We start from the raw sequence: 25,570 nt of genomic DNA on the forward strand, positions 1-25,570 counted from the left end.
GACGAACCTAATCGTGACGGCGAACCGCCATGAATATGCAAGCCCAGAGTTGGTTTCGAGCGGGTCCGAGCGCTCTCGAAGTGACGGCACCGAGGCGCCAGGAGTCCTCAGGCGTCGACGCGCGGCCCGTCCTCGCGGCCGAGTTCCGCGAGCAGGTGCGAGAGGTGCACGCGGTCGCTCGACCCCTCGGTCATGTCGAAGTCGATCTGGCCCGCGAGCTCGTACAGCGTCGCCAGCCTGTCGCCGTCGTACCGCGACCTGGCCTCGTCGAGCACGACCTCGAGGACCTCCCCGCCCTCGTACCCCTCGTCGACGAGCAGGTCGTCGAGCACACCACGAGCGTCCGTGAACTCGCCGGCTTCGGCGGCGTCCAGCATCTCCTGGACCTGCTCCTCGTGCGCGACGTCCCCGAGCGTCTCGTACGCCGCCTGCATCGACACCTCGCCCTCGCCCTCGTACGTCGTCTGCGCCGCCAGCACCGCCTCGCGGACGTCACCGTCCGCGAACCCGGCGACGTACTCCAGGCCGTCCGCGTCGTACTCGACGCCCTCGCGCTCGCAGACGCGCTCGAGGACGTCCACGAGCGCGCCGTGACTCGCCGCCGGCATCGACACCGGGAAGCACCGCGAGCGGATCGGCGGGATGAGCTTCGTCGGCTGCCGCGTCGTCACCACGAACTGCGTCGCCTCGTGGTACTGCTCCATCACGCGCCGCAAGGCCTGCTGGAAGTCGATGCGGACCGCCTCCGCGTTATCCAGCACGACCGTCTTGTAGTGCCCCGAGACCGGCTGATAGCTCGCACTCTCCTTCAGGACGTGATTGATCATGTCGCGCTTCGACAGGTGGGACTTCCCACGGAGGAACGACGCGAACCGCGGGTCGTTCGTGATCTCCTTCTTCGTCCGGTCGAAGAAGTCCGCGACGTTGATCTCCACGAGGTCGTTCTCCGGGTCAGCGTGACTCTCTCGCGCGAGCGCTCGCGCAGCGGCGGTCTTCCCGACGCCCGCCGGCCCGTACAGCACGAGGTTTATCGGGTCGTCCACGGCGTGCTGGAGGTACTCGCGAGCGTCCTCCTGCGGGAGGTCCGCGAGCGTCGGCGCGTGTCGGTCCGTCCACAGCGGCGCGTCCATCACGACGACGTAGTCGCGGCCGCGGTACGAATCTGTCGGTTACGTCACGGCGTCGTCGTCCACCGAGTCGACGCCGCGCGCCCGCACGGAGTCACCGCGCGCCGCGACGCGCCGCTGTGGGGTCGTGGAGAACGGAAGAATACGCGGGGACAGGGCGTCGTTCGCGGTTAGACCGCGGCGAGCGCGTGCCCGCCGAGCGATTGCGCGGTCACGCTACCGTTGCCGTTCCCGCCGCCCGCACCGCCCTTCACTTTGCGTTCGAGTTCGACCTCGGCGTCGCCGCTGGTCACCGTCACCTCGAGCTCCTCGGTGTCGGGAACCTCGAACGCGAGCGTTCCATCGGAACTGGTCTCGCCGACGGTCTCGCCGTTCACGGCGACGGTCGCGTTCGCGACCGACCCGTTCGCGTCCGTCACCGAGAGCGTCACCGTCTCGCCGGCGCGGACCTTCCCGTCGAGCGTCGCGTCGAGCGCGCGCTCGGTCTCGGACTCGTCGTCCTCGGTCTCGTCGCCGTCGTCGTCATCGTCGTCGCCCTTGTCCTTCCCCTTCGCGCCGCTGTTCCCGGGGTTCTCGGGCTTCCCGTTCTTGTTCACCTTCTCGATCGCGACCTGGTCGCCCGTCCCGGACTCGCTCACGACCGGCCGGAGGATGTACTTCCCGGAGTTCCCGGCCTTGTGGACGTTGATGTCGAACACGAAGTCCGGCGACGAGTTCGCCGACAGCTCGAAGTTCTTGTTGATCTGGAGCTTCGAACTCGGGAGCTTCACGTTCACGGACTCGCCGTTCGTGAGCGTCGCGTTGATGTCGCTGACGTACACGAACACCTTGTCGTACTCGCCGGCGGGCACCGAGACGTTCGAGATGGCGGTCGCGTTCGCGCCCTTGAGCTTCGTCAGGTCGACCGTCTCGTTGTCGACGTCGTGCATCACCCAGCCGTCCTCCTCGGAGTCCTCGGCGTCGTCGTCCTCGGATTCGGCTTCCTCGGACTCCTCGCCTTCAGACTCCTCGTCTTCGGTCTCTTCGGGCTCCTCGGTCTCCTCGGGTTCCTCCGTCTCTTCGGGCTCCTCGGTCTCCTCGGAGTCCTCGGTCTCGGTGTCGTTCATCTCGACGGTCGTCTCGTTCGGGTCGTCGACCGTCGTGGTGTCGACGTCGCCGACGTCGGCGTTCGCGTCCGCCTCGGTCGTGTCGTCCGCCGACTCGCTCGTCTCGTTCGCCGACTCGGTCTCCTCGGCGTCGTCACCGCCGGCCTCGTGCAGGCCGATCTTCGTGATGGTGACGTTCAGGTGCTCGAAGTCCTCGATGGCGCCCGGGCGGTCGCTCACGTAGAACGTGAGGGCCGCCGAGTCGCTCGCGTCCATCGAGCCGGCCTCGCCGTCGTCGGTCGTCGCCTGTGCTTGCGTCGTCGTGCCCGGCACGGCCGTCGAACAGCCCGCCAGGACGAGGAGGGCTGCCACGGCGACCGCACCGATCGCCTTCTTCGTGGTCATCGTCGAGAGTACGTAGTGCCTACTTGGTCATAACCTGGCCAGAACGTTCGGCCCAATTCAGTAGGCGTGAACGGTTTGAACGGACGCGAACCGTCCGCGAAACCGGGCGGCGCGGCGGCGGTCCGCTCCGCGAGCCCGGTCGGCGGGTTCGTTCCGATACGGGTTTCCCCGTGGCCCCACGAGAGTCACGCGAGCATGTCGTTACGCGTGACGTTCCTCGGGACGAGCGGGGCGATCCCGACCACTGAACGGAATCCGGCCGCGCTGTTCGTGTCCCGCGAGGGCGACGACCTCCTCTTCGACTGCGGCGAGGGCACCCAGCGCCAGATGATGCGGTACGGCACCGGGTTCGGCGTCGACCACCTGTTCGTCACGCACACGCACGGCGACCACGTCCTGGGGATTCCCGGCCTCACCCAGACGATGGACTTCAACGAACGCGAGCGACCGCTCGCCGTGCACGTCCCGGCGGGCGAACGCTCGACCGCGAAGCGACTCCTGAACGCGACGGGGAACACCCCGAGCTTCCCGGTTCGCGTGAAGGAGGTGCGCGCGGGCGACGTCGCGCTCGACGGCGACGGGTACGAGGTCCGCGCGTTCGACGTGAATCACCGGACGAACGCGGTCGGGTACGCGATCGTGGAGGACGACCGGAAGGGCCGGTTCGACCGCGAGAAGGCCGAGGAGGAACTCGGTATCGAACCCGGGCCGAAGTACTCGCAGCTCCACCGCGGCGAGTCGGTCGAACTCGAGGACGGGACCGTCGTCGACCCGGACGCGGTCGTCGGCGACCCCCGCCCTGGCCGCACCGTCGTCTACACGGGCGACACGACGCCGACGGGGAGCACGGTCGAGGCGGCCGCGGACGCGGACCTGCTCGTGCACGACGCGACGTTCACCGACGAGTGCGAGGACCGCGCCGCGTCGACCGCGCACTCGACGGCCGCGCAGGCCGGGAGTATCGCCCGGCAGGCGGGTGCGAGGCGGCTCGCGCTCGTCCACATCTCCTCGCGGTACGCGGGCGACGTCTCCGCGCACGAAGCCGAGGCCGCGGGCGAGTTCGACGGCGAGTCGTGGGTGCCGAGCGACGGCGAGACGTTCGACGTGCCGTTCCCCGACGCCGACGACTGACCGTCGAGCGCGGCCGGTCGTCGCTCGAAACCGCCACCCCCGCGGAACTTATCTGCGTCTCGCCCCTACGCCCGGGCAGTGAGTGCGAGAACCAGCGCACTGGACAGCGTCGTCTTCGGCGTGGACGTCCAGAGCGGGGACGTGCGCGGGGACGCGCCGTCGTACGCGCTCGTCGTGCTCGAGTCGAGCGCGGACGGCGACGGGTACGACGTCGAGCGCGACGTCGTCACCCTCCGGAAGCTCCGGCGGCGCATCGCCAGCGAGGAGCCGGGTATCGTCGCGACGGACAACATGTACGAGCTCGCCGCGGACAAGGACGCCCTCGTGCACTTCCTCGGCGAGCTCCCGGCGGGCACGAAGCTCGTGCAGGTCACGGGCGCCGAGCAACCCGAGCCCCTCTCCAGGGTGGCGAAACGCCACGGCGTGCCGTACGGGAAGGATCCGATGCAGGAGGCCGAGGCCGCAGCTAGGCTGGCGGCGGCGAACGTCGGCGTGGAGGTGTCCGCGTTCACCGACGAGACCACCGTGAAGGTCTCGCGCGGCCGCTCCACGGGGAAGGGCGGTTGGTCCGAGGACCGGTACACGCGGCGCATCCACGGGAGCGTGAAGACGCGGGCTCGCGAGGTCGAGCGCGAGCTCGACGGCGCTGGCCTCGAGTACGAGCGCGAGGTCACCGAGAAGTACGGCGGGTTCTCGCAGGCGCTGTTCCACGTCGAGGGCCGCCCGCAGGACATCCCCGTGAGCCGGCATCGGTCCGGTGACGTCCGCGTGGAGATCGAGCGCGAGCGGCGCGATGGCATCGAGTTCGAGCCGCTCGCGAAGCGCCGCGACCACGTCATCGTCGGCGTCGACCCCGGGACGACGACCGCGGTCGCCATCGTCGGCCTCGACGGGAGCGTGCTCGACGTCCTCTCCACGCGGACCGCCGATACGGCGGCGGTCATCGAGTGGATCGTCGAACGCGGGCGCCCCATCGTGGTCGCGGCGGACGTGGAGCCGATGCCGAACACGGTCGAGAAGATACGGCGGAGCTTCGACGCCGCCGGGTGGATACCGAGCAGCGACCTGCCGGTCGACGAGAAACAGCATCGGACGCGTTCGGAGGGGTACGAGAACGACCACGAGCGAGACGCGCTCGCGGCGGCGTTGTTCGCGTTCGACGACCACGAGGACCAGTTCGAGCGCGTGGCCCGGAAGACGCCGCCGCGACTCGACCGTGGCGAGGTCACGGCGCGCGTCGTCGCTGGGGAGGAGTCCGTGGAGGCGGTCGTCGCGGACCTCACCGACGACGGCGGTGACGGCGACGGCGGCGACGACGGGAGCGAGCACGTCGAGCGCGAGCTGAGCGCGGAGGAGAAGCGCATCAGGACCCTGGAGCGCCAGGTGGAGCGCCTCCAGGACCACGTCGCGAGCCTCGAGGAGACGGTCGACGAGAAGGACGACCGCATCGAGGAGCTGGAGGGGGAACTGGAGGAGTCCCGCCGCGAGGAGCGCCGGGACGCACGCGAGCGCCGGACCGTGTCGCGGCTGAAGCGCCGGAACGACGCGCTGGAGCGCGACATCGACGAGCGCGACGACCGCATCGACGAACTAGAGGGGAAGCTCGCGCGCCTCAAGGAACTCTGGAAGCTCGACCACTCGAACTTCGCGGACGTCGAGGAGAAGAAGAAGGGCCTGGTGCCCGTCAAGCCCGTGAACGAGTTCACGAAGGCCGCCATCGACGACGCCCACGAGGCCTACGGGTTCGCGACCGACGACGTCGTGTTCCTGCGGAACGCGGCGGGCGCCGGGCGGTCGACCGCGGAGAAGCTCGCGGCCTTCGACCCGCGCGTGGTGCTCGTCGGCGACGGCGGGCTGTCGGACGCGGCGGATTCGGTGCTGTTCGACGCGGAGATACCGGTCGGACCCGCCGAGGACGTCGCGATGCAGGAGGTCGACGAGCTCGCGGTCGCCCGCGAGGACGACGTCGAAGCTGTCGTCGCGGACTGGCACGACCGCGCCGAGGAACGTCGCAAAGAGCGGAAGGCCGAGCAGCTCGACCAGCTCATCAGCGAGCATCGCGCGGAGACGAAGAAAGAGCAGCGGCGGAGCTAGACGGCGCGGCAGGCGAGTCGCCGGCGGCCGCCAATCTGCGGGTGCTTACTTCCAGGGGCTCGGGGCGACGCCGAGCCGGAGGACGACGGGACGGTACAGGAACGCGAGTGCGACGACGACGGCGAGTTCGCCCCAGAAGCCGATGTCGCCCACCGCCGTTCGAAGAACCGTGAGAACGCCGAAGACGAGGATGATCATCGCGAGGTAGTGCGGAACGAGTTCCTTCAACTGGTCGGTGTCCATACCGTCCTCTAGGCGAGGAACGGTATCAAACCACCCTCGGCGGCGAAACGAAGTCGCTGCTCGGCGTCGACGCCGCGATGACCGTCGACGACCGAACCGGTAGACGCGACCGGTCGACGTGACGAGGCTACCTCGCATGTGTCGGCCGCATCAGCCGACGAACGTTGCGAGAGCCGAGACGAGGACGGCGACGACGGCCCCGAGCAAGAGCCCGATGACCGCGGCTAGGATTACCGAAACGTACAGTGACGAGGCCGTGACTGCCACAGTCACAGCGATAACCACCGGAAGCTGCAGCGCGAACCGGGGGAGAAAACCGGACGTCGCTTCGGATGGAGAGTCCATACTCGGAGGATGTGATATCCAGGCGAAAAAACCACCGAATGGACTGGTTCGTCGGCGTAAGTATCGGTTGCTTCGCCGCGAGAGGGTTCCGTTCGCGGTCCGCACCGAGGCGGAAAGCGCGGCGTGAGAATAGCTTCGTCGAGCCGATACGGCGCACTCGACCTGCGTCACATCATGCCGCCCATACCCATCATCCCCATGAGGCCGGAGACGAGGGCGCGGACGAACAGGCCGAGGCCGGCGAGGACGAGCGCGACGCCGCCGCCGATGATGAGGTTCTGGCTGGCGATGGCTGCGATGCCGCCGAGGATGCACAGCAGGCCGAGGAATCCGGAGACGCCGAGCATCTTCCCCATGCGACCGAGACCGCCACTTCGTTGACTCATGTCCCCCGATTGCTTGGCGGGACGGCCTAAACCTGCCGGTCCACGGTCGGACGCCGGGGCGGTTTGACGGTGCCGCACGCGGGGGGTGCGTCGACCGCGAGCGAATAGTTAAAAACGTCGCGTGAGAAGCGGAACGTATGAGCGACAACGACGACGGGGGACGGAACGACCTCCGGATGCCCGACGACGACGAGGTGTTCGCTACCGTGACGGATATGCTCGGCGCGAACCGGGTGAAAGTCAGGTGCGCGGACGGCGTGGAGCGCACCGCTCGCATCCCCGGGAAGATGCAGAAGCGCGTCTGGATCCGCGAGGACGACGTCGTCCTCGTCGACCCGTGGGACTGGCAGGACGAGAAGGCCGACATCACGTACCGGTACGAGAACCAGGACGCCGACCAGTTGCGCGAGGAAGGCCACATCAACTGACTCGTTCTCGACGCGTGGTCGCGCTCGCCGAGGGATAGCGACCGGAACTGCGAGCGTTTTAGGCGGATGCGGGCGTAGCGACGGGTAGTGACTTCGAGCGACGCGAGCGAGACGACGGCGGACGGTGATGGGGGCGAGGACGACGGCGCCAGCGACGCCGGGACCCACGGCGCCGGGACCGGTGACGCCGGTGACGTGCCGGTGGACAATCCATACGTGGCCGACCCCGACACCGCGTTCGAGCCGGTCGAGGAGCTCGACGAGGCGGCGGCGCGCGAGCAGGCCGAAGCGCTCCGCGAGGCCATCCAGTTCCACGACTATCGGTACTACGTCGACCACGACCCCGTAGTCGCGGACCGCGCGTACGACCGGTTGTTCCAGCGGTTGCTCGACCTGGAGGCCGCGTTCGACCTCGCTGTCGAGGGGTCGCCGTCGAACCGCGTCGGCGGCGAACCCGTCGACGCGTTCGACACCGTCGAGCACGTCGCACCGATGCTCTCCATCGACCACACGGACGACGCCGCGGGCGTCCGCGAGTTCGACGACCGCGTCCGCCGGCAGGTCGGCGACGTCGAGTACGTGCTGGAGCCGAAGTTCGACGGCGTGAGCCTCGAGGTCGTGTACGAGGACGGCGAGCTCGTGCGAGCGACCACGAGGGGCGACGGCTACGAGGGCGACGACGTGACGCGGAACGCCAGGACCATCGCCGCCATCCCCCAGCGGCTCCGGGGCGACTACCCCGAGTTTCTCGCGGTCCGCGGCGAGGTCTACATGCCCCGCGAGGCGTTCACCGAATACAACACGGAGCGCGTGGAGCGCGGCGACGACCCGTTCGCGAACCCGCGGAACGCGACCGCGGGAACGATCCGTCAGCAGGACCCGACGGTCGTCGCGGAGCGCCCGCTCTCGATCTTCTTCTTCGACGTCCTCGAGTCGAGCGAGCCGTGGGACACGCACAGCGCGGCGCTGTCGGCGTTCCGCGAACTTGGGCTCCCGGTCTGCGGGCGCGTGGAGACGGGCGCGGACGTCGCCGCCGCCGTCCGGTACCGCGAGGACCTGCTCGCCGAACGCGACGACCTGGACTACGAGATAGACGGCGTCGTCGTCAAGGTCGACTCGGCGGCGAAGCGCGACGAGTTGGGCGCGACGGCGCGCGCGCCGCGGTGGGCGAAGGCGTACAAGTTCCCCGCCAGGGACGAGGAGACGCCGGTCGCGAACGTCACCGTGCAGGTCGGACGGACGGGGCGACTCACTCCCGTGGCGCTCCTGGAACCCGTGGACGTCGGCGGGGTGACGGTCTCCAGGGCGAGCCTCCACAACTTCGACGAGGTCGAGGACCTGGGGGTCGGCGTCGGCGACGTCGTGCGCGTGCAGCGCGCTGGCGACGTCATCCCGTACGTCGCGGAGGTCGTCGAACGCAACAGCGACGGCCCGTACGAGCTCCCCGATTCGTGCCCGGTCTGCGGGAGCGTCGTGGAGCGCGAGGGCCCGATCGCGTACTGCACGGGCGGCCTCGGCTGTCCAGCGCAGCTCCGCCGCTCCGTGGAGTACTACGGGAGCGAGAAGGGACTGGACGTCGAGGGCCTCGGCGAGGAGACCGTCAGCCAGCTCGTCGACGCGGGCCTCGTCGCGGACGGCGTCGCTGACCTCTACGAGCTCACCGAGGACGACCTCCGCGAACTGGAGGGCTGGGGGGAGCGCAGCGCCGAGAAGCTCGTCGCGGAACTGGACGCGACCCGCGAGCCCGCGCTCGCGGACTTCCTCGCGGCCCTGGGCATCCAGGAGGTCGGCCCGGAGCTCGCCGACCGGCTCGCGCGCCACTTCGAGACGTTCGACGCGCTCCGCCAGGCCGCCGCGACCGACGACCGCGACGCCCTCACCGCGGTCGACGGCGTCGGCGACGCGGTCGCCACCCAACTCGTCGACTTCTTCGCGAGCGACGCGAACGCGGCGGTGCTCGACGACCTCCTCGTGCACGTGTCTCCACTGGAAGCGGAGGGGGTCGCGGGCGAGGAACTCGACGGGCTCACGTTCGTCTTCACCGGCTCGCTCTCGGCCTCACGGAGCGCGTTCGAGGACGTCGTCGAAGCCCACGGCGGGAGCGCGACCGGGAGCGTCTCCGGGAACACCGACTACCTCGTCGTCGGCGACAACCCAGGCGCCAGCAAGACGAGCGACGCCGACGACGAAGGCGTCCCCACCATCGACGAAGCCGAACTCCGCGAGGTACTCGAGGAGCGCGGCGTCACCGAGTGGCCCGGCGAGTAGGCGCGACTAGTACGGGTCGGTCGGGCTCGCGAGTCGCGTGACCGTCTCGACGCGGTCGAAGTCGTCGTCGAACGAGTACAGGTACTCCTCGCCCGTTCGCTGCGCGACGGCAACGATGGTCGCGTCGACGAACGAGAGCGACGGATACCGTCGGAACAGTGCCTGTGCAGCCGTGAAGTCGGCCTGGGCTGCGTGCCGAATCTCGAAGTGAGCGCCCTCGATCAGTCGATCCAAGAGCGCGTTCGCGGCGTCGGGGCCGAGTTTCTCGCGCGTGAGGTTGAGCGTCTCCGCGACGACGTAGTTCGTGACGATACCGGTCGGGAGGTCCCCGTGGTCGATGCCGACGACGATCTCGCTCGCGGTGTCGTGGTGGACGTCGCCGGCGCTGGCGGTGGCGAAGAGGACGTTCGTGTCGAGAAGCACCGGCATCTACTCGTCCCCGAAATCGCGCTCGGCTTCGACGGCGTTCGTCCGGCCGACGTCGACCGGTTCGAAGTCGTCGAAGACGCCCTCGCGCTGGTGGACGACCTCCACGGAGAGCGCGCCGTCGCTCGTGACCTGCCAGCGCAGTTTGTCGCCCTCGTCGATGTCGAGGTGACGACGTATCGCAGCGGGAATCGTCACCATCCCCCGCTCGCTGACCTTCGTCTCCTCAGGTGCCTCTCCCGTAGCCATACGTGCACGTACCGTCCACTCACTGTTACATGTTGCGCCACATGTGGCCGGCATCGTCGACCGTCCATCCGAACCGGCGGCCCGGCGGCCGCCGGATGCTCGCGCAGTCAGAAACACCCCGAACCGGCGGCCCAGCGGCCGCCGGATGCTCGCGCAGTCAGAAACACCCCGAACCGGCGGCCCAGCGGCCGCCGGATGCTCGCGCAGTCAGAAACACCCCGAACCGGCGGCCCACCGGCCGCCGGATGCTCGCGCAGTCAGTAGACGTCGTGGTCGTCGGGTTCGTACGCGACCGGCGGTCTGCTCGTGCGGTCGGCGGCGAGGCTGGCGAGCCACGCCCAGTCCTCCTCCTCGAGCGCGGCGGTCAGCGCGTCGTCGTCGAGGTCGGCGACGAGTTCCCGGACGCGCTCGCGGGGGTTGCCCCGGATAGCACCCTCGCGGAGGACGGTGTCGGGGTCGGCGACGTCCGCGAGCTGCTGCGCGTAGAAGTGGAGTTCGTCGAGCGGTCGGTAGTCCGCGCCGTACTCGCGCTCCAGGCGCTCGCGGAGCCCGGTCGGGTCCCGAGCGGCGTCCAGGCCGAACTGGCGCTTGATCGCCGCGTGCGCGTCGCTGCCCGCGTCGCCACCATCGCCGAGTTCCGCTGCGAGGCGCTGGAGGCCGCCGCCGTCGCGGCCCTGGTAGACGTACCCGAGTTCGACGCGCTCGCCGTCCTGTTCGGTCGCGACGATGGCCGCCGCCCGTTCGCCGGGCTGGAGGACGTTCCCGGCGAGGACGCGCGCGTTCGGCTCCGTCCCCTCGGGGAGGTGGACGACGAGGCGGTCGTCGCCGTCGACCACGACGACGCCCGGCGTCGGGCCGACGTAGGCGCGAGCGCGGAGGCGCGCGAACCGCCGACGGCGCTCGTCGTCGAGGAAGCACGTGACGGTCGCCGTCACAGGTCCGCCCCCTCGAAACGCTCGAGTGCGACGTACAGCGGCGCGGTCGCCCAGACGACGAGGACGACGAACCCGACCGCGGGTTCCGCGAGCAGCGTCAGTTCCGTCGGCGGCGTCCCGCCGAAGTACCCGAACGCCCCGCCGATGTTGGGGTAGACGCCGACGACGAGGTTCCGGAGCGCGGTGAACGGCCCGAACTGCGCGACCGCCGGCAGGAGGGTCGCGGGCGCCGACTGCGTCCCGTACACGCCGTTGACGAGGAGCCGCCAGAGGATGTCGTGGAGGCGGAACACGAAGAACAGGTAGACGCCGACCGCGAGCACGGCGGCGCGCGTCGTCCCGGACACCGCCGCCGATATCGCGGTGCCGAGCGCGACGAACACGCCGGCGAACGCGACGAGGACCGCGAGCGCGGCGACGAGTCGGAGGAGCGGGATGGGCGCGAGCATGAGGGCGGCGACCGCGGTCGCGAACGCGAACAGGCACGTCACGACGGTCGCAGTCACCGCGAACCGGCCGGCGAGACTCCCGAGGACGACGTCGCGGCGCGAGAACGGCATCCCGAGGAGGACGACGAGTTCCCCGCGACTGCGTTTGTCGACGACCCGGCCTTGCGCGAGCATGATGGCGGCGATGGGTGCGAGGAACAGCGCCGCGCCGACGAGCACGCCGAGGAATCGGAGGCCGGGCCGGTCGACGTACGCGGGGTCGTAGCTGCTCGCGTAGATGTAGCCCGCGACGAGGCCGACGACCGCGAACAGGCCGACGCCGACGTGGAGTTGGCGTTCGCGGACGCTATCGCGGACGTCCTTGCGCGCGATGAGCCGCCACATCACTCGTCACCTCCGCGAGTCGGTGGGGAGGCGTCGCCGACCGCGGAGCCGTCGGTGTCCGCGGTCGCGTCGCCGACCGTGGCGGTCGCGTCGACGGTCCGGCCGGCCGAGCCGGTCGCGCTGGCGTCGCCGCTCGTGTACGCGACGAACAGCTCCTCGAGGCTGGCTTCGCGCGTGTCGACGTCGCGGACGTCCGCGCCGTCGTCGTAGCACGCTTTGACGACGCGACCCTTCGCGGCGGGCGTGCAGGCGGCGTCGACGACGGGGCGTTCTTGCTCGTCGGTGTCGACGGTGACGTCGGTGACGCCGCGGAGACCGGCGACCGCGTTCCGGAGCGTGTCTGGGCGTTCGTCGAGCGTGACGGTGACGCCGCCGGTCGCGCCCGCGGTCTCGCGGAGCGCGTCGATGCTGTCGACGGCGACGAGTTCGCCGCCGTAGAGGATGCCGACGCGGTCCGCGACCGCCTCCACCTGCCCGAGGATGTGACTCGAGAAGAACACGGTCTGGCCGTCGCTGACGGCGTCGTCGATGACCTCCCGCATCATCCGCGCGCCGGCGGGGTCGAGCCCCGTGGTCGGTTCGTCGAGCACGAGGAGGTCGGGGTCGCCGACGAGCGCCATTCCGAGCATCAATCGCTGCGCCATGCCCTTCGAGTACGTACGGACCTGGCGGTCGCCGTCGCCCGCGAGGCCGACGCGCTCCAGGACCTCGTCGGGGTGCTCGCGGCCGCGCCGCGCCTCGATGGTGAACTCGAGTTGCTCGCGGCCCGTCATCCGCCCGAGCGACCCGTAGCCGTCCGGGAGGATGCCGACGCGCTCGCGGACCTTCGTGGGTTCGGCCTGCGCGTCGTGCCCGAACACGCGAGCGGTCCCGCTCGTCGGGCGGACGTAGTCCATGAGGATGTCGATGGTCGTGGACTTCCCCGCACCGTTCGGCCCGAGGAACCCGAACACCTCGCCCTCCTGAACCTCGAGGTCGAGGCCGTCCAGGGCCGTGACCGTCCCGAAGCGCTTGGTCACGTCCCGCAGTTCGATAGCAGCCATACCCTCCACGTGTCGAGGAGCGCACAAGATACTACCGGAGCGCGGAACGACGACGGAGCGTGACCCATCGTCGCGTCGTCAGTCGGGGAGGTCGTAGCCGAGGACGCGCCCGAGGGCGGCCAGTGCGCCGAACACCCAGCGTTGCGGGCCGGCGACGACGAGTTCGTCGTCGTACTCCGCGAATAGCATCGCGAGGAGGATCGTCGAGCGGAGGCCCTCGGGCGGCATCGACACGCCGCGTTCGGTCTTCAGGGCGTGGAACCGCCGGAAGAACGCCTCGATGCGCATCGCGGGACGGTGTACGTTGCGCACCGTGGCGGGCCCGGGGTTCCGGAACGCGTGCTCGGTCCCGGCGGGGACGACCATGCGGTCGCCCGCTGCGAGCGTCGACCACTCGCCGTCCACGCGGACCTCGATCTCGCCCGTTTCGACCTCGTAGACCTCCTCGGCGTGCGGGTGGACGTGCACCGGGAGCTCCGACCGCTCGTCGAGGTGCATCCTGGTCGTGAGGCGCTCGCCGTCGGTCTCCGCGGTGGTCTCCAGTATCTCCCAGCGACCCGGGAACCCCTCGAAGTCGAGGACGTAATCGGACGCCCCCGGTGCCTTGGAGGATGCCATATGCTAGCGTTCGTCACGGCCGGCCAAGCCGGTTCTGACCAGAATGCGACGACTCGACGTGGTGCGTGACCGACGAGACCAACTGGCAGCGAAAATCGAGACCGAGCGGGAGCGAGCCGACCGTCTCAGAGGTCGGCCTGGGTGAACTTGCCGTACGCGAGGGCGAGGGGGACGATCGCCCAGACGGCGAGCCAGACGAACCCGAACCAGGGTTCGAGGTAGACGGCGTCGCTGCCGGCGAGCCCGCCGCTGCTGGTGGCGTCGACGACCGCGGCGACCGCGGACTGGTAGGCCGCGGAGGGCACGAAGCTGACGAGCCCGAAGTACCACTCGGGGTACTGCGCGACGGTCGCCGGCAGCGTGAAGCCGTTGGCGACGTAGACCGCGCCGGTGGCGACGAGACTCCAGACGAGTTCGAGGACGACGAACGCGCCGAACGCGAGCGCGCTGGCGCGACTCGTCGTCGAGACGCTCGCGGAGATGGCGACCATGAGGCTGACGTACGCGAACGCGAACAGGACGGTGACGCCGACGAACAGCGCGTAGTCCACGAGGTTCACGGCGCCGAGCAGCCAGAACGCGAGGCCGAGCGCGAGCCCGAACCCGAGGAGGACGGGGATGGCCATCGTGAGGCTGCGGCCGAACACCTTCCCGATGACGACGTCGCGTCGCGAGTGCGGGAGGCCGAGCAGGAGCTTCGCGCTCCCGGTGTCGCGCTCGCCAGCGACGGCCTTGTACGCCACCACTAACGCGGTGATGCTCACGAACAGCGCGGCGCTGGCGGCGAGGAAGTCGTAGAACCCGAGCGCGGCGAGGTCGGGGTCCGCCCCGACGCCGCCGGCTTCGAACTCGCTGAACGCCCACACCATGAACGCCGCGAACAGCACGAACAGCGCCGTGAGGAGCCAGAGCGCGCGCGAGCCGCGGGCGTCCTGGAAGTCCTTCCGGGCGATGGCGGTGACGCTCATCGCGACACCTCCGAGGGCTCGGCCGCGTCAGTTTCGGTCGCGTCCTCGGAATCGGTCGCGTCCTGCGTCGATGCATCGGTCCTACCGGTCGCGTCGGTCGTGGTCGCGTCCGTGGTCGGTGCGTCGGCCGCGGCGCGGTCGGTTTCGGCGGCGGTCAGTTCGTCGTCGGTGGCGTGGTTCGTGTACGTCATGAACAGGTCCTCGAGGCTGGTGCGTTCGGTGGCGAAGTCGCGGACTTCGACGCCCTGCGCTTCGATGGCGTCGAGGACGCGCGTCTTCACGCCGGGGTCGCACGCGACGGTGAGCGTCGAGTCGCTCGCGGTGACGGCGGTGACACCGGTGACGGCTTCGACGGCGGTGATGACCTCCGGGGTGGGGACGGCGTCGAGTTCGACGGTCATGCGGGCGTCGGCGTCGACGCTGTCGCGGAGGTTCTCGATGGTGTCGATGGCGACGACGCGGCCCTCGTCGAGGATGCAGACGCGGTCGCAGACCGCTTCGACCTGTTCGAGGATGTGACTCGAGAAGAACACGGTCGCGCCGCGCGCGGCCTCCTCGCGGATGATCTGGCGTATCTCGCGGGCGCCGTTCGGGTCGAGGCCCGTGGTGGGTTCGTCGAGGATGAGGATGTCGGGGTCGCCGACGAGCGCCATCGCGAGCACGAGGCGCTGCTTCATGCCCTTCGAGTACCCGCCGGCCTTGCGGTCGGCGGCGTCGAGGATGTCCACGCGCTCGAGGAGCGCGTCGACGTCCTCCTCGACGCGCTTGGAGTCGACCGCGAACTGGACGTGCTGGCGGCCGGTGAGGCGGTCGTAGACGTGGAAGCCGTCCGGGAGGACGCCGACGCGCTGGCGGAGCGCGACGCCCTCCTTCTGGGGGTTCATGCCGAGGACGCTGACGGTCCCCGACGTGGGGCGGACGAAGTCGAGGAGGACGTTGATGGTCGTGGACTTCCCGGCGCCGTTCGGGCCGAGGAACCCGAATATCTCGCCCTCGTGGACCTCGAGGTCCACGTCCTCGAGGGCGAGGACATCGCCCGGGAATCGCTTCGTGAGACCGGCGATGCTGATGGCTGAAGACATATACCAGATAGACGACCGCCGAGTACTTATAGATAGACTGAAACTTCGTGTCATAGGTTCCTGTCGGCTTCTACGTGCAGTTAGACGCAGTCTATCGGAACCAATCGTTGGAATCGGACACGTTCCGACGGCGGGGCGGCCGGCCCGTCCCAGTGGCGAGGCGACCGTCCCGTTCCGGTCGCGGCCCCGTCGCCTACAGCGCGTCGTCGGGCGCGTGACTCTCGCTGGTGCGTTCGACCTCGGTCGCGTACCGGTCGCGCGTCGCCGGGTCGTCGACCGGCTCGAGTTCGTCGACCTCGACGTCGACCGCGGCGGTGACGTCCTGGCGCGCGAGCATGTTCGAGGAGCGCTGCATGACGGCGGCGCGCTCGCCGCCCGGTTCGGCGTACACGAGCGTCACCAGGCCCTTGTCGGTGTACTCGCGCTCCACGAGCCAGCAGCGCACGTCGTCGGCGTCGGAATCGGTCATCGCTAGGGGATTCCCGGAGCGCGGGTTTGTATCCTCGGGAAGTCAACCGGTGCCGCGACGGACGAGCGCACGAATCGAGTCCGACGGTTCTGCGACGAGCGAGCGCACGAGCCGGGTCAGACGGCGCTCGCGACCTTGTAGAGGCCGCCGGACGTCCCGGACGCCCCGGACTCGTCCGCGAGGTAGGTCTCGGACGCGCGGTCGGTGAAGTAGACCGCGCGGTCGTGGACGAGCGGCGTGCTCGTCACGCGACCGACGCCGCTCGACCCCCACGTCGGTTCGCCGTCGGCCTTCGAGACGACGTGCAGGGTCTCGTCGTACGCGCCGACGAGGACGTGCTCGCTCGTCACGGTCGGACACCCGATGATGGCGCCGTCGGCGTCGAACGTCCACGTCTCGTCGCCCGACGCGGCGTCGAGCGCGTACAGCGTCTCGTCCTTGCTCCCGACGTACACCGTCCCCGTCGCGGCGTCGACCGACGGCCCGGACATCACGAGCCCGCCCGTCCGCTTCGTCCACTCGACCGAGCCGTCGTCGAGCGCGACCCGGTACGCGTTCCGGTCCCACGACCCGAAGAACGCGCTCCCGTCGTAGGTCGCGACCGGGCCCTTGATCGGTTGCTCGGTCGGCGTCTTCCAGACGAACTCGAGGTCCGGGTAGGACCACGCGTAGAGGTAGCCGTCGTTCGACCCGACGACGAGCCGGCCCGCGTCCCGGTCGATCGCGCACGTCGAGTGCGGGTGGTCGGTGACGCGCTGGTCCTCCCAGACGACGTCCCCGCTCGACGCGTCCAGGCCGAACATCGCGCCGCTCGGGTCGGCGTACTCGACGGCGATGTAGACGACGCCGTCGTGATACCCCGGGCTCGACCCGATGGCGTCCCCGAGGTTCGCGCGCCACGCGAGGTCGCCGGACTCGACGTCGAGCGCCGTCATCACGCCGTCGTACGCGCCGATGAACGCGACGCCGTCCGCGACCGCCGGCGTGCCGTGGATGCCGCGGGACGCGTTCGTCACCTCCGTCTGCCAGACGACGTCGCCCGCCGGGGTCACGCGCCAGAGCGAGCCGGAGTCGCCGGGGACGAGCAGGTCGCCGCTCGCGAGCGCGACCGGGCTCGCCTTCGCCGCGGTGTGGTCGCCCGTGTTCACGCCCCGGAGCGTCCACGCCGGCCCCGCCTCCGTCGGCACCCTGGCGTCCGGGTAGACGCCCTGACGTTGCAGCCCGCCGCGGAACTGCGTGGTCGCGGTCGTCGACGTGACCGCGACGCCATCACCGACCCCGAGCGTCCCGAGGCAGCCTGCGGTCGTACCGACGCCGACCGCACCGAGTGCGGCGAGCGCGTCGCGTCGAGAGACTCCGTCGTTCACGCCTAGCGTCGGGACGCCGACCACCATACGGTTTACTCCCCGGTCGCGCGAGGACGCGACCGGTCGCGGGTCGACCACCGGCCGCCGACGGAACCCCGGCAGCGTCAGACCGCCAGCCCGAAACGCTATCCGCGCGGCCGCGGTACGATGGCGGTGATGTCGTGGCGCGACCGCGTGAACGAGTTGCTGTACGACGGCGAGACCGTCCGGGAGACCGTCGACGTGGGCGCGAACCGCGTGTACGTGACGAGTCATCGCGTCCTCGCGTTCCCCGCCGCGACCGCGGACGACGATGCCGCGAACTTCCGGCACGTCGACCACCCGAACGTCGAGGGGGTGACTGCGGGGGCGGAGAGCGACCGCGGCGCGCTCGCGAGAGCGGTCGCGTGGAGTATCGCGGGCGTGCCGTTCGTCGTCGCGGGCGTCGTCGTCGAGGTCGGCGACTGGTTCTCGCTCCCCGAGAGCGTCCAGTCCGGCGGCGTCGCCGGGACCGGCGGTATCGTCTCGCTGTTCGCGGACGTCTTCGGCGCGCTCGCGCTCCTCGACGAAGCAGTCGCGCTCGCCGGCGCCGGCTTCCTCGCGGTCGCCGCGTGGTACGGCGTCCGCTACTGGCGGTCCCGCGACCGCGTCGTCACCCTCGGCGTCGCCGGCGACACCGACGTCCGGTTGCGCGTCGACGCTGGCGAGGAGGAGGGAGCGCGGCGGCTCCGGGACGCGATACGGTCGGCGTGACCGGTCGACGCCGGCGTCACCCGATGATCGTCCGCGCGCCGAGGTAGACGAGCGCGAGCGCGGGGAGGCCGAACGCGCCCGCGAGGAGGGCGTTCCGGGCCGCGTTCACGGCGGCGACGAGCGCGAAGAGCCACGGGCCGCGCGTCGAGACGACGCCGTCCCGGACGACGACGCGACCGTGGCCGCTGCGGTCGACGTCGCCGAGGACGTGGACGACGTCGCCGGCGTCGAGTCGTTTCAGGTAGACGACGCCGGTCCCCTCGGGGTCAGCGTCGGTCGTGGCTGCGCGAACGCGGTCCGGGACGGTCGGCGCCGTCGGCGAGCGAACGGCGTCCCAGGCGCCGAGCGGCGAGCGCCCGTTCCGGTACCGCGCGAGCGCGACGAGCGCGACTGGCGTCCCGACCGCGGCGGCCGCGATCGGGGTGCGAGCGAGGAACGCGATCGCACGAGTGAGGAACGGGAGGAAGAAGAAGTTCAGGACGACGGGGACGATCAGGGTCGCGAGTACCGCGAGCGCGACCAGCCAGGGGACGAGCCCGTGGTTCGGTTCGATGCGCTGCACGGGATACGCGTCGTCGTCGAGTTCCAGCGTGCAGCGGTTCCCGTCGGCGTCGACGTCGAGCGGCGTCGGCGAGATTGCGCCCGCGCGGCGCCGGTCGGCGCCGTCTCGGAGTTCCTTGCGGTCGTGGTCGCGGAGGAACAGCGCGCCACCGAGCATGCTGAACGCGTTCGACCCACCGCCCTCCGCGACGAGGACGCGCTGCCACCAGTAGTCGAAGCGGTCGACGCCGAGCGCCAGCACGCCCGGTTCCGCGGCGGTCGCGGCGTAGAGGCCCTCGTCGTCCCGATGCGCGTCGGCGAGCGACGCCGGCATCCCGCGAACCGCGAGCCAGAACCGTCGCAGATCCCGCACCCACCACTTGACCGCGACCAGTGCGAGCACGCAACCGACGATCCCCGTCACGCCGAGGACGAGGCCAGCGACGAGCGACATCGTCCCACCAGTCGTCGTTCCGACACTTGACTGGTTCGGCTGCACGCTGTCGGCGGGTGCGCGACGCCCGACGAGACGAGCGAGCGGACGCGGAACCGGCGAGGTCGCCCGGGACGCGTCACGCCTAAGCGCGCGAGGCCGCTAGGGGCTGGCGATGGACGCGGCGACGGTCCGCGAACGCGCAAGCGACCTCTCGACGGAGCCGGGCGTCTACCAGTTCCACGGCGACGACGTGGTGCTGTACGTCGGGAAGGCCGTGGACCTCCGCGCTCGCGTGCGGTCGTACGCGGACCCGCGGTCGGCGCGCATCCGGCGGATGGTCGAGCGCGCGGACGCCCTGGAGGTCGCGGAGACCGACACGGAGACACAGGCGCTCCTGTTGGAGGCGAACCTCATCAAACGCCACCAGCCGCGGTACAACGTCCGCCTGAAGGACGACAAGTCGTACCCGCTCGTGCAGTTGACCGACCACGAGTTCCCGCGCATCGAGGTGACCAGGGACCCGGCGGACGACGCGACCGTGTTCGGGCCGTACACGGACAAGGGCGACGTGGAAACGGTCGTGAAGGCGTTGCGGGAGACGTTCGGCGTGCGCGGCTGTAGCGACCACAAGTTCTCGAACCGCGAGCGACCGTGCCTGGACTACGAGGTCGGCCTCTGCACCGCGCCGTGCACCGGCGAGATCGGCGAGGCCGAGTACCTCGGCGACGTCGAATCAGTGACGCAGTTCTTCAAGGGCGAGACGGGCGTGCTCGCGGACCCGCTACGGAGCGAGATGACCGCGGCGTCCGCTGCCCAGAACTTCGAGCGCGCCGCGAACCTCCGGGACCGCCTCGCGGTCGTCGAGTCGTTCCACGGCGCGGGCGGCGAGGCGGTGTCGGCCGCGGGCGGCGACGGCGACGACTACGAGCGACACGTCGACGTCCTCGGCGTCGCCATCGACGGCGACCGGGCGACCGTCGCCAGACTCCACGCCGAGGGCGGCCAGCTCGTCGAACGCGACCGGCACCGCATCGACGTTCCGACGGCGGACCCGGCGACCAGTGGTGTGGACGACGAGCCGGTGCCGGCGGTGCTGGCGGCGTTCCTCGTGCAGTACTACGCGGAGCGCGACCTCCCGGACGCGATACTGTTGCCGGAGGCCCACGGCGACGACGAGGTGGCGGCGTGGCTCGACGCCGAGGGCGTGGCGGTTCGCGTCCCGGGTGCGGGCCGGGAGGCGAAGCTCGTCGACCTCGCGCTGAAGAACGCGCGGACGGCGACGGGGACGCGCGACGCGGGCCGCGAACTCGCGGTCGCGCTCGACCTCGACGCCGCCGACCGCATCGAGGGGTTCGACGTGAGTCACGCGCAGGGGAAGGCGGTCGTCGGGTCGAACGTCGTCTTCGTGGACGGGAGCGCCGAGAGGGCGGATTATCGCCGGAAGAAGCTCACCGACGAGAACGACGACTACGCGCGGATGCGCGAACTCGTCGCGTGGCGCGCCGAGCGCGCGGTCGAAGGACGCGACGACCGGCCGGACCCGGACCTCCTCCTGATAGATGGCGGACGCGGGCAGCTCGACGCCGCGCTGGAGGCGCTCGACGAGGCGGGGTGGGACGTGCCCGCGGTCGCGCTCGCGAAACGCGAGGAGACCGTGGTGACGCCGCGACGCGAGCACGACTGGGACGGCGACGCGAAGCTCCAGCTCCTGCGGCGGGTGCGCGACGAGTCCCATCGGTTCGCGGTCCAGTACCACCAGAGCGTGCGCGACGACGTCTCGACGGTCCTCGACGACGTCCCGGGGGTGGGGCCGGCGACCCGGAAGCGGCTGCTGGGGCGGTTCGGGAGCGTCGAGAACGTCCGGGCGGCGAGCGTCGAAGAGCTCGCGACCGTCGACGGCGTCGGCGAGAAGACCGCGCGCGCCATCGACGAGCGGCTCTGAGTCGTCGCTCGCACCCCGCAAATCAAGTGAACTTGTTCTAAGTTAATTCGAGTGGTTTTAGGTGGTCGCGGTGGTCGGATACGCGTATGTACGACCACGACTCAGACACCGCCAGCCTCGCCGAGTCCTACACCGAGATGTCCGAGATACTGATGCCCGACGACACGAACAACCTCGGGCGCGCGCTCGGCGGCGCCATCCTCCACTGGATGGACATCGCCGCCGCCGTCGCCGGCCGCCGGTTCGCGCGCGAACAGGTCGTCACCGCCGCGATGGACCACGTCGACTTCCGCGCCGCCATCGACCTCGGCGACATCGTGACGGTGCAAGCGTACGTGTTCGCGACCGGCGACACCAGCATGGACGTCAAGGTCGACGTCCACAGCGAACGCCCCGAGACCGGCGACTACGAGGCGACGGCGACGTCGTTCTTCACGATGGTCGCCGTCGACGACGACGGCACCAGCGCCCCCGTCCCGCACCTCGAATGTCCGACCGAAGCCGAGGTCGCGCTCCGCGAGACCGCGCTCGAAGGCCGCCGCGAACGCCGCCGGGACCTCCTCGACGCCGCCACCGCCTGAACGGTTCGAACGGTCGACCGCGAGCCACGACCGGTCGAGCAGGCCGTCGGTTCCGGCGGCTACCAGTCGAGTTGGCCGCCGGACTGGTACTCGGTCACCGTCGTCTCGAAGAAGTTCGCCTCCGTGTTCAGGTCCGCCTGCTCCGCCATCCACGGGAACGGGTTCTCGGTGCCGTACGCGGGCTCCAGGCCGAGCTGGTCGAGTCGCCGGTCCGCGACGTACTCGACGTACTCCGCGAACGCGTCCGGACTCGTCCCGAGGACGTCCTCCGGGCACGCCTCGCGCGCGTACCGCTGCTCGAGGTCGACCGCCTCGGTGACGAGGTCCGCGAGCTCTCGCTCGAACGCGGGCGTCCACGCCCCCGGGTGTTCGTCGCGGATCGCCTGGACGAGGTCCACGCCGAAGTTCAGGTGGAGGCTCTCGTCGCGCATGATGTACGCGAACTGCTCGCCGACGCCGACCATCCGGTTCCGACGCTTCAGCGCGAGCATCATCGCGAACCCCGCGTAGAAGAAGATCCCCTCCATGATGACGTAGAACCCGACGAGGTCGCGGAGGAGCGCGCGGACGTCCGCGTCCGTCTCCACCGAGAACGCGGGGTCGTCGACGACCCTCGTGAGGTCGACGACGAACTCGTCCTTCGCTTCGATGGCGGGGATGCGGTCGTACATCCCGTACAGGTGCTCGGGGTCGAACCCGAGCGTGTCACAGCAGTAGATGAACGTGTCCGTGTGGATGGCCTCCTCGTACGCTTGCCGGAGGAGGTACTGGCGGCACTCGGGCGCGGTGACGTGGTCGTACACCGCGAGCACGATGTTGTTCGCCGTGAGGCTCTCCGCGGTCGAGAAGAACCCGAGGTTCCACTCGACGAGGCGGCGTTCGGCGTCGGTCAGGTCGTCGCCGTTCCACTGGGAGACGTCGTCCTGCATCGGGACCTCGCTCGGCACCCAGTTGTTCGCGACCCCGGCCTCGTAGTACTCGCGAGCCCAGGGGTAGTCCATCGGCAGTATCTTGTTCGGGTCGTGGCCGTCGGTTTCGAGCAGTGGCATCGATGTGTCGTGGTGGTGAGTCGGTCGGCTGGTCGGTTCGCTGCCGTCACTGGCAGGCGTCGCACGTCGGGTCCTCGACGGTCGGCAGGTCCGAATCGTCGCGAGTACGGTCGGTGTCGGTCGACTCGTCGCGAGTACGGTCGGTGTCGGTCGACTCGTCGCGACCGCGGCGCTGGGTGTCGTCGTACTCGGAGACGTCGAGCGTCGACTTCTCGAACTGGGAGGCGCCGAGCGTCCGCAGGTAGTACGTCGTCTTCAGGCCGAGTTCCCACGCGTGCTGGTAGATGTCGGCGAGTTCGCTCCCGTCGGTGCTCGGGAAGAACACGTTGTGGGACTGGGACTGGTCGATCCACGTCGCTCGAGCTGCCGTGAGGTCGAGCTGGTGGCGTGGGTCTATCTCGAACGCGCCACGGTACAGTTCCTGGAGGTCGTCGGGGACGCGGTCGATGGGCTGGACGCTGCCGTCGTGGTACTTGAGCAGGTCCCGGGTCTCGTCGTCCCACAGCCCGCGAGCTTCGAGGTCGGCGACGAGGTGGTCGTTCAGGCGCGTGAAGTCGCCGCTCATGTTCGACTGGACGTGGAGGTTCGCGTACACGGGCTCGATGCTCGCGGTCGTCCCGGCGATGGTGGAGATGGTCGCCGTCGGCGCTATCGCCATCGTGTTCGAGTGCCGCATCCCGTGCTCGTCGACGCGCTCGCGGAGTGCGTCCCAGTCGAGGCGCTCCGTGACGTCGACGGGTATCTCGCGGCCGCGTTCGCGTTCCAGCAGTTCGAGCGTGTCCTGCGGAAGGAGCCCGCGGTCCCACTTCGAGCCCTCGTAGGAGTCGTACGTGCCGCGTTCGGCGGCGAGGTCCGTCGACGCGCGGATGGCGTGGTACGCGAGCAGTTCCTGCGCGCGGTCGGCGAAGTCGACGGCCTCGTCGCTGGCCATCGGGATGGACTGCTCGAACAGCGCCTCGTGGAACCCCATGACGCCGAGACCGACCGGGCGATGCCGCGTGTTCGACCGTTCGGCGTTCTCCGTGGGGTAGAAGTTCAGGTCGACGGTGTCGTCGAGCATCCGCATCGCGGTCGAGACGGTGTCAGCGAGGCGGTCGCGGTCCACGCCGTCGGCGTCGACGTGCCGCGCGAGGTTCACGCTCCCGACATTGCAGACCGCGGTCTCGTCGCCGCTCGTGTTCAGCGTCACCTCCGTGCAGAGGTTCGAGGAGTGCACGACGCCCGCGTGGTCCTGCGGACTCCGGACGTTGCAGGGGTCCTTGAACGTCACCCACGGGTGGCCGGTCTCGAACAGCCTGGTGAGCGTCGTCCGCCAGAGGTCGCGGGCGTCGACGCGCTCGTAGTGCTCGATGTCGCCGTCGTCGGCGAGCGCGTCGCGTTCGGCGGCCTCGTAGCGCTCGACGAACTCGCGACCGTACGTCTCGTGGAGTTCGGGGACGTCGTCCGGCGAGAACAGCGTCCACTGCTCGTCGGCGCGAACGCGCTCCACGAACAGGTCGGGGATCCACGCGGCGGTGTTGAGGTCGTGCGTGCGACGACGGTCGTCGCCGGTGTTCCGCCGGAGGTCGACGAACGCCGGGTAGTCCAGATGCCAGATGGCGAGGTACGCGCACGCGGCGCCGCGGCGCTTCCCCGAGCGGTTGATGGCGGCAGTGACGTCGTTGCTTATCTTGAGGAACGGGACGACGCCCGTGGATTCGACGCCGGTGGATTCGATGGTGGCGCCGTCGGCGCGTAGCGGCGTCCAGTCGTTCCCGAGGCCGCCGGACCACTTCGAGAGCTTCGCGTGGTTCCCGTAGTTCTCGAAGATGTCGTCGAGGTCGTCGTCGACGGTGGTGAGGTAGCACGAGGAGAGCTGTGGGTGCGTGGTGCCGGCGTGGAAGAGCGTCGGCGTGGAGTGCACGAACCGGAGCGTCGAGAGGACGTCGTAGAACTCGCGAGCGCGGTCGTGACGCTCGCTCTCGGGTTCGGCGAGCGCGATACCCATCGCGACGCGCATCCAGAACGCTTGCGGGAGTTCGATGGGGGCGTCGTCGACGCGGAGGACGTACCGCTGGTGGAGCGTGGTGACGCTCTGGTAGTCGAGGCGGTCGCTGCGTGCGGGGTCGAGGGCGTCGGCGAGCGCGTCGAGGTCGTACTGCGCCATGCGTTCGTCGAGTTCGCCGGCGGCGACGCCGCGGTGGATACCGTCGACGAACGCTTCCCGGATGGCGCTCGCGTCGGCGGTGTGCTCGGGGTCGGCGGCGTCCCTCGGGACGGTGCCGGTGACGTCGTGGTGGAGGCGTTCGCGGGCGACGCGGGCGGCGACGGCGTCGTACGCGGGGTGGCGTTCGACGCGGGCGGTGAGTTCGCCGAGCAGTGCCTCGTAGCGTTCGTCGACGGTGGCGTCGTCGTAGCCGCTGCGGTGGGCGGCGGTGACGAGTTCGTCGGTGACGGCGTCGGTGACGACGTGGTCGTGGCCTGTGCGTGCGCGGTCGAGGACCGTGCGGTGGTCGAGAGCGTCGGCTGTTGCGTGACTCATGCGTGTGGTAGTGTCGCCACTGGGCGGCGACGTCGGGCGATTCCGATCGAATCGCCGTGGACGTAGGTGCGGGACGCCCGACGCAAAAATCTTTCCAACAAGCGTTGATGTAATTCAAGTTGGTTTGTTTTATGGTGCGTCGTCGGGGTAGGTCTCACAAGCCGATTACTCTGAGAAATACCACGCTGAGGCCGACAACGCGCCGAAACTCGCCACTCGTTGGACCACTCGATGGCCGCCACAGGCCCCGAGACCCCAGCCAACGGG

The 25,570-nt window shown here is 70.0% G+C and carries 25 protein-coding genes; 7 read left to right on the plus strand and 18 right to left on the minus strand.

Annotation, left to right across the window (positions count from 1 at the left end; translation table 11 throughout):
* Nucleotides 1-107 precede the first annotated feature (107 nt).
* Together VYJ16_RS06135 and VYJ16_RS06140 are read right to left on the minus strand one after the other, a co-directional pair.
* Nucleotides 108-1,130 (minus strand): AAA family ATPase, encoded by a 1,023-nt coding sequence (locus VYJ16_RS06135; RefSeq protein ID WP_336349415.1) that lies wholly within the window; start codon nt 1,128-1,130, stop codon nt 108-110.
* Between the two features lie 167 nt (nt 1,131-1,297).
* On the minus strand, nt 1,298-2,617 hold the full coding sequence (locus VYJ16_RS06140) for a DUF4382 domain-containing protein (RefSeq protein ID WP_336349416.1): 1,320 nt from the start codon (nt 2,615-2,617) through the stop codon (nt 1,298-1,300).
* Nucleotides 2,618-2,812: 195 nt separating this feature from the next.
* Between VYJ16_RS06140 and rnz the strand changes: the two genes are divergently transcribed.
* Entirely contained in the window at nt 2,813-3,748 is a 936-nt protein-coding gene (rnz, locus tag VYJ16_RS06145) for a ribonuclease Z (RefSeq protein ID WP_336349417.1), read from the plus strand.
* A 78-nt stretch (nt 3,749-3,826) separates the two neighbouring features.
* Nucleotides 3,827-5,842, plus strand: coding sequence for a DUF460 domain-containing protein (locus VYJ16_RS06150; RefSeq protein WP_336349418.1), 2,016 nt, complete (start codon nt 3,827-3,829; stop codon nt 5,840-5,842).
* Between the two features lie 45 nt (nt 5,843-5,887).
* Here the strand turns inward: VYJ16_RS06150 and VYJ16_RS06155 are convergent, their stop codons facing one another.
* From VYJ16_RS06155 to VYJ16_RS06165, 3 genes are all read right to left on the minus strand, one after another.
* On the minus strand, nt 5,888-6,085 hold the full coding sequence (locus VYJ16_RS06155) for a hypothetical protein (RefSeq protein ID WP_336349419.1): 198 nt from the start codon (nt 6,083-6,085) through the stop codon (nt 5,888-5,890).
* Nucleotides 6,086-6,235: 150 nt separating this feature from the next.
* On the minus strand, nt 6,236-6,430 hold the full coding sequence (locus tag VYJ16_RS06160; RefSeq protein WP_336349420.1) for a hypothetical protein: 195 nt from the start codon (nt 6,428-6,430) through the stop codon (nt 6,236-6,238).
* Nucleotides 6,431-6,597: 167 nt separating this feature from the next.
* On the minus strand, nt 6,598-6,816 hold the full coding sequence (locus tag VYJ16_RS06165; RefSeq protein WP_336349421.1) for a DUF7470 family protein: 219 nt from the start codon (nt 6,814-6,816) through the stop codon (nt 6,598-6,600).
* Nucleotides 6,817-6,953: 137 nt separating this feature from the next.
* On the opposite strand from VYJ16_RS06165, the gene eif1A reads away from it, so the two are divergent.
* Nucleotides 6,954-7,244, plus strand: coding sequence for a translation initiation factor eIF-1A (gene eif1A / locus VYJ16_RS06170; RefSeq protein WP_336349422.1), 291 nt, complete (start codon nt 6,954-6,956; stop codon nt 7,242-7,244).
* A 195-nt stretch (nt 7,245-7,439) separates the two neighbouring features.
* Entirely contained in the window at nt 7,440-9,512 is a 2,073-nt protein-coding gene (ligA, locus tag VYJ16_RS06175; RefSeq protein WP_336349671.1) for an NAD-dependent DNA ligase LigA, read from the plus strand.
* A 6-nt stretch (nt 9,513-9,518) separates the two neighbouring features.
* On the opposite strand, the gene VYJ16_RS06180 is transcribed toward ligA, so the two are convergent.
* The 10 genes from VYJ16_RS06180 to VYJ16_RS06225 all read right to left on the minus strand — a co-directional run bounded on the left by VYJ16_RS06180 (nt 9,519) and on the right by VYJ16_RS06225 (nt 17,502).
* Nucleotides 9,519-9,941 carry a type II toxin-antitoxin system VapC family toxin gene (locus tag VYJ16_RS06180; protein ID WP_336349423.1) on the minus strand — a complete coding sequence of 141 codons (423 nt, stop codon included), beginning with the start codon at nt 9,939-9,941 and terminating at the stop codon, nt 9,519-9,521.
* Complete coding sequence (locus tag VYJ16_RS06185) at nt 9,942-10,187, minus strand: AbrB/MazE/SpoVT family DNA-binding domain-containing protein (RefSeq protein ID WP_336349424.1); 246 nt, start codon at nt 10,185-10,187, stop codon at nt 9,942-9,944.
* Nucleotides 10,188-10,444: 257 nt separating this feature from the next.
* Nucleotides 10,445-11,122: a hypothetical protein gene (locus tag VYJ16_RS06190; RefSeq protein ID WP_336349425.1), complete on the minus strand. Its 678-nt coding sequence runs from the start codon at nt 11,120-11,122 to the stop codon at nt 10,445-10,447.
* On the minus strand, nt 11,119-11,955 hold the full coding sequence (locus VYJ16_RS06195; protein ID WP_336349426.1) for an ABC transporter permease: 837 nt from the start codon (nt 11,953-11,955) through the stop codon (nt 11,119-11,121). Before VYJ16_RS06195 ends, VYJ16_RS06190 begins: the two co-directional genes overlap by 4 nt.
* Entirely contained in the window at nt 11,955-12,998 is a 1,044-nt protein-coding gene (locus VYJ16_RS06200) for an ABC transporter ATP-binding protein (RefSeq protein WP_336349427.1), read from the minus strand. The genes VYJ16_RS06195 and VYJ16_RS06200 overlap by 1 nt, the downstream gene beginning before the upstream one ends.
* Nucleotides 12,999-13,076: 78 nt before the next feature.
* Nucleotides 13,077-13,616, minus strand: coding sequence for a cupin domain-containing protein (locus VYJ16_RS06205; protein ID WP_336349428.1), 540 nt, complete (start codon nt 13,614-13,616; stop codon nt 13,077-13,079).
* Between the two features lie 125 nt (nt 13,617-13,741).
* Nucleotides 13,742-14,584, minus strand: coding sequence for an ABC transporter permease subunit (locus VYJ16_RS06210; protein ID WP_336349429.1), 843 nt, complete (start codon nt 14,582-14,584; stop codon nt 13,742-13,744).
* Nucleotides 14,581-15,666 (minus strand): ABC transporter ATP-binding protein, encoded by a 1,086-nt coding sequence (locus VYJ16_RS06215; RefSeq protein ID WP_336349430.1) that lies wholly within the window; start codon nt 15,664-15,666, stop codon nt 14,581-14,583. Before VYJ16_RS06215 ends, VYJ16_RS06210 begins: the two co-directional genes overlap by 4 nt.
* Before the next feature lie 193 nt (nt 15,667-15,859).
* Nucleotides 15,860-16,135 (minus strand): DUF7967 family protein, encoded by a 276-nt coding sequence (locus VYJ16_RS06220; protein WP_336349431.1) that lies wholly within the window; start codon nt 16,133-16,135, stop codon nt 15,860-15,862.
* 116 nt (nt 16,136-16,251) lie between these two features.
* On the minus strand, nt 16,252-17,502 hold the full coding sequence (locus tag VYJ16_RS06225; protein ID WP_336349432.1) for an outer membrane protein assembly factor BamB family protein: 1,251 nt from the start codon (nt 17,500-17,502) through the stop codon (nt 16,252-16,254).
* A 156-nt stretch (nt 17,503-17,658) separates the two neighbouring features.
* On the opposite strand from VYJ16_RS06225, the gene VYJ16_RS06230 reads away from it, so the two are divergent.
* Complete coding sequence (locus tag VYJ16_RS06230; protein WP_336349433.1) at nt 17,659-18,234, plus strand: hypothetical protein; 576 nt, start codon at nt 17,659-17,661, stop codon at nt 18,232-18,234.
* 16 nt (nt 18,235-18,250) lie between these two features.
* On the opposite strand, the gene VYJ16_RS06235 is transcribed toward VYJ16_RS06230, so the two are convergent.
* Nucleotides 18,251-19,228: a hypothetical protein gene (locus tag VYJ16_RS06235; protein WP_336349434.1), complete on the minus strand. Its 978-nt coding sequence runs from the start codon at nt 19,226-19,228 to the stop codon at nt 18,251-18,253.
* Nucleotides 19,229-19,382: 154 nt separating this feature from the next.
* Between VYJ16_RS06235 and VYJ16_RS06240 the strand changes: the two genes are divergently transcribed.
* Together VYJ16_RS06240 and VYJ16_RS06245 are read left to right on the plus strand one after the other, a co-directional pair.
* Nucleotides 19,383-21,152, plus strand: coding sequence for an excinuclease ABC subunit C (locus VYJ16_RS06240; RefSeq protein ID WP_336349435.1), 1,770 nt, complete (start codon nt 19,383-19,385; stop codon nt 21,150-21,152).
* A gap of 86 nt (nt 21,153-21,238) precedes the next feature.
* Nucleotides 21,239-21,733 carry an acyl-CoA thioesterase gene (locus tag VYJ16_RS06245; protein WP_336349436.1) on the plus strand — a complete coding sequence of 165 codons (495 nt, stop codon included), beginning with the start codon at nt 21,239-21,241 and terminating at the stop codon, nt 21,731-21,733.
* A 59-nt stretch (nt 21,734-21,792) separates the two neighbouring features.
* Here VYJ16_RS06245 and VYJ16_RS06250 read toward each other — a convergent pair whose 3' ends face one another.
* Nucleotides 21,793-22,782: a ribonucleotide-diphosphate reductase subunit beta gene (locus tag VYJ16_RS06250; RefSeq protein WP_336349437.1), complete on the minus strand. Its 990-nt coding sequence runs from the start codon at nt 22,780-22,782 to the stop codon at nt 21,793-21,795.
* 46 nt (nt 22,783-22,828) lie between these two features.
* Nucleotides 22,829-25,303 carry a ribonucleoside-diphosphate reductase subunit alpha gene (locus VYJ16_RS06255; RefSeq protein WP_336349438.1) on the minus strand — a complete coding sequence of 825 codons (2,475 nt, stop codon included), beginning with the start codon at nt 25,301-25,303 and terminating at the stop codon, nt 22,829-22,831.
* Nucleotides 25,304-25,570 lie beyond the last annotated feature (267 nt).

The sequence above is a fragment of the Halorubellus litoreus genome (assembly GCF_037081675.1).
GTDB classification, from domain to species: Archaea; Halobacteriota; Halobacteria; order Halobacteriales; family Natrialbaceae; genus Halorubellus; species Halorubellus litoreus.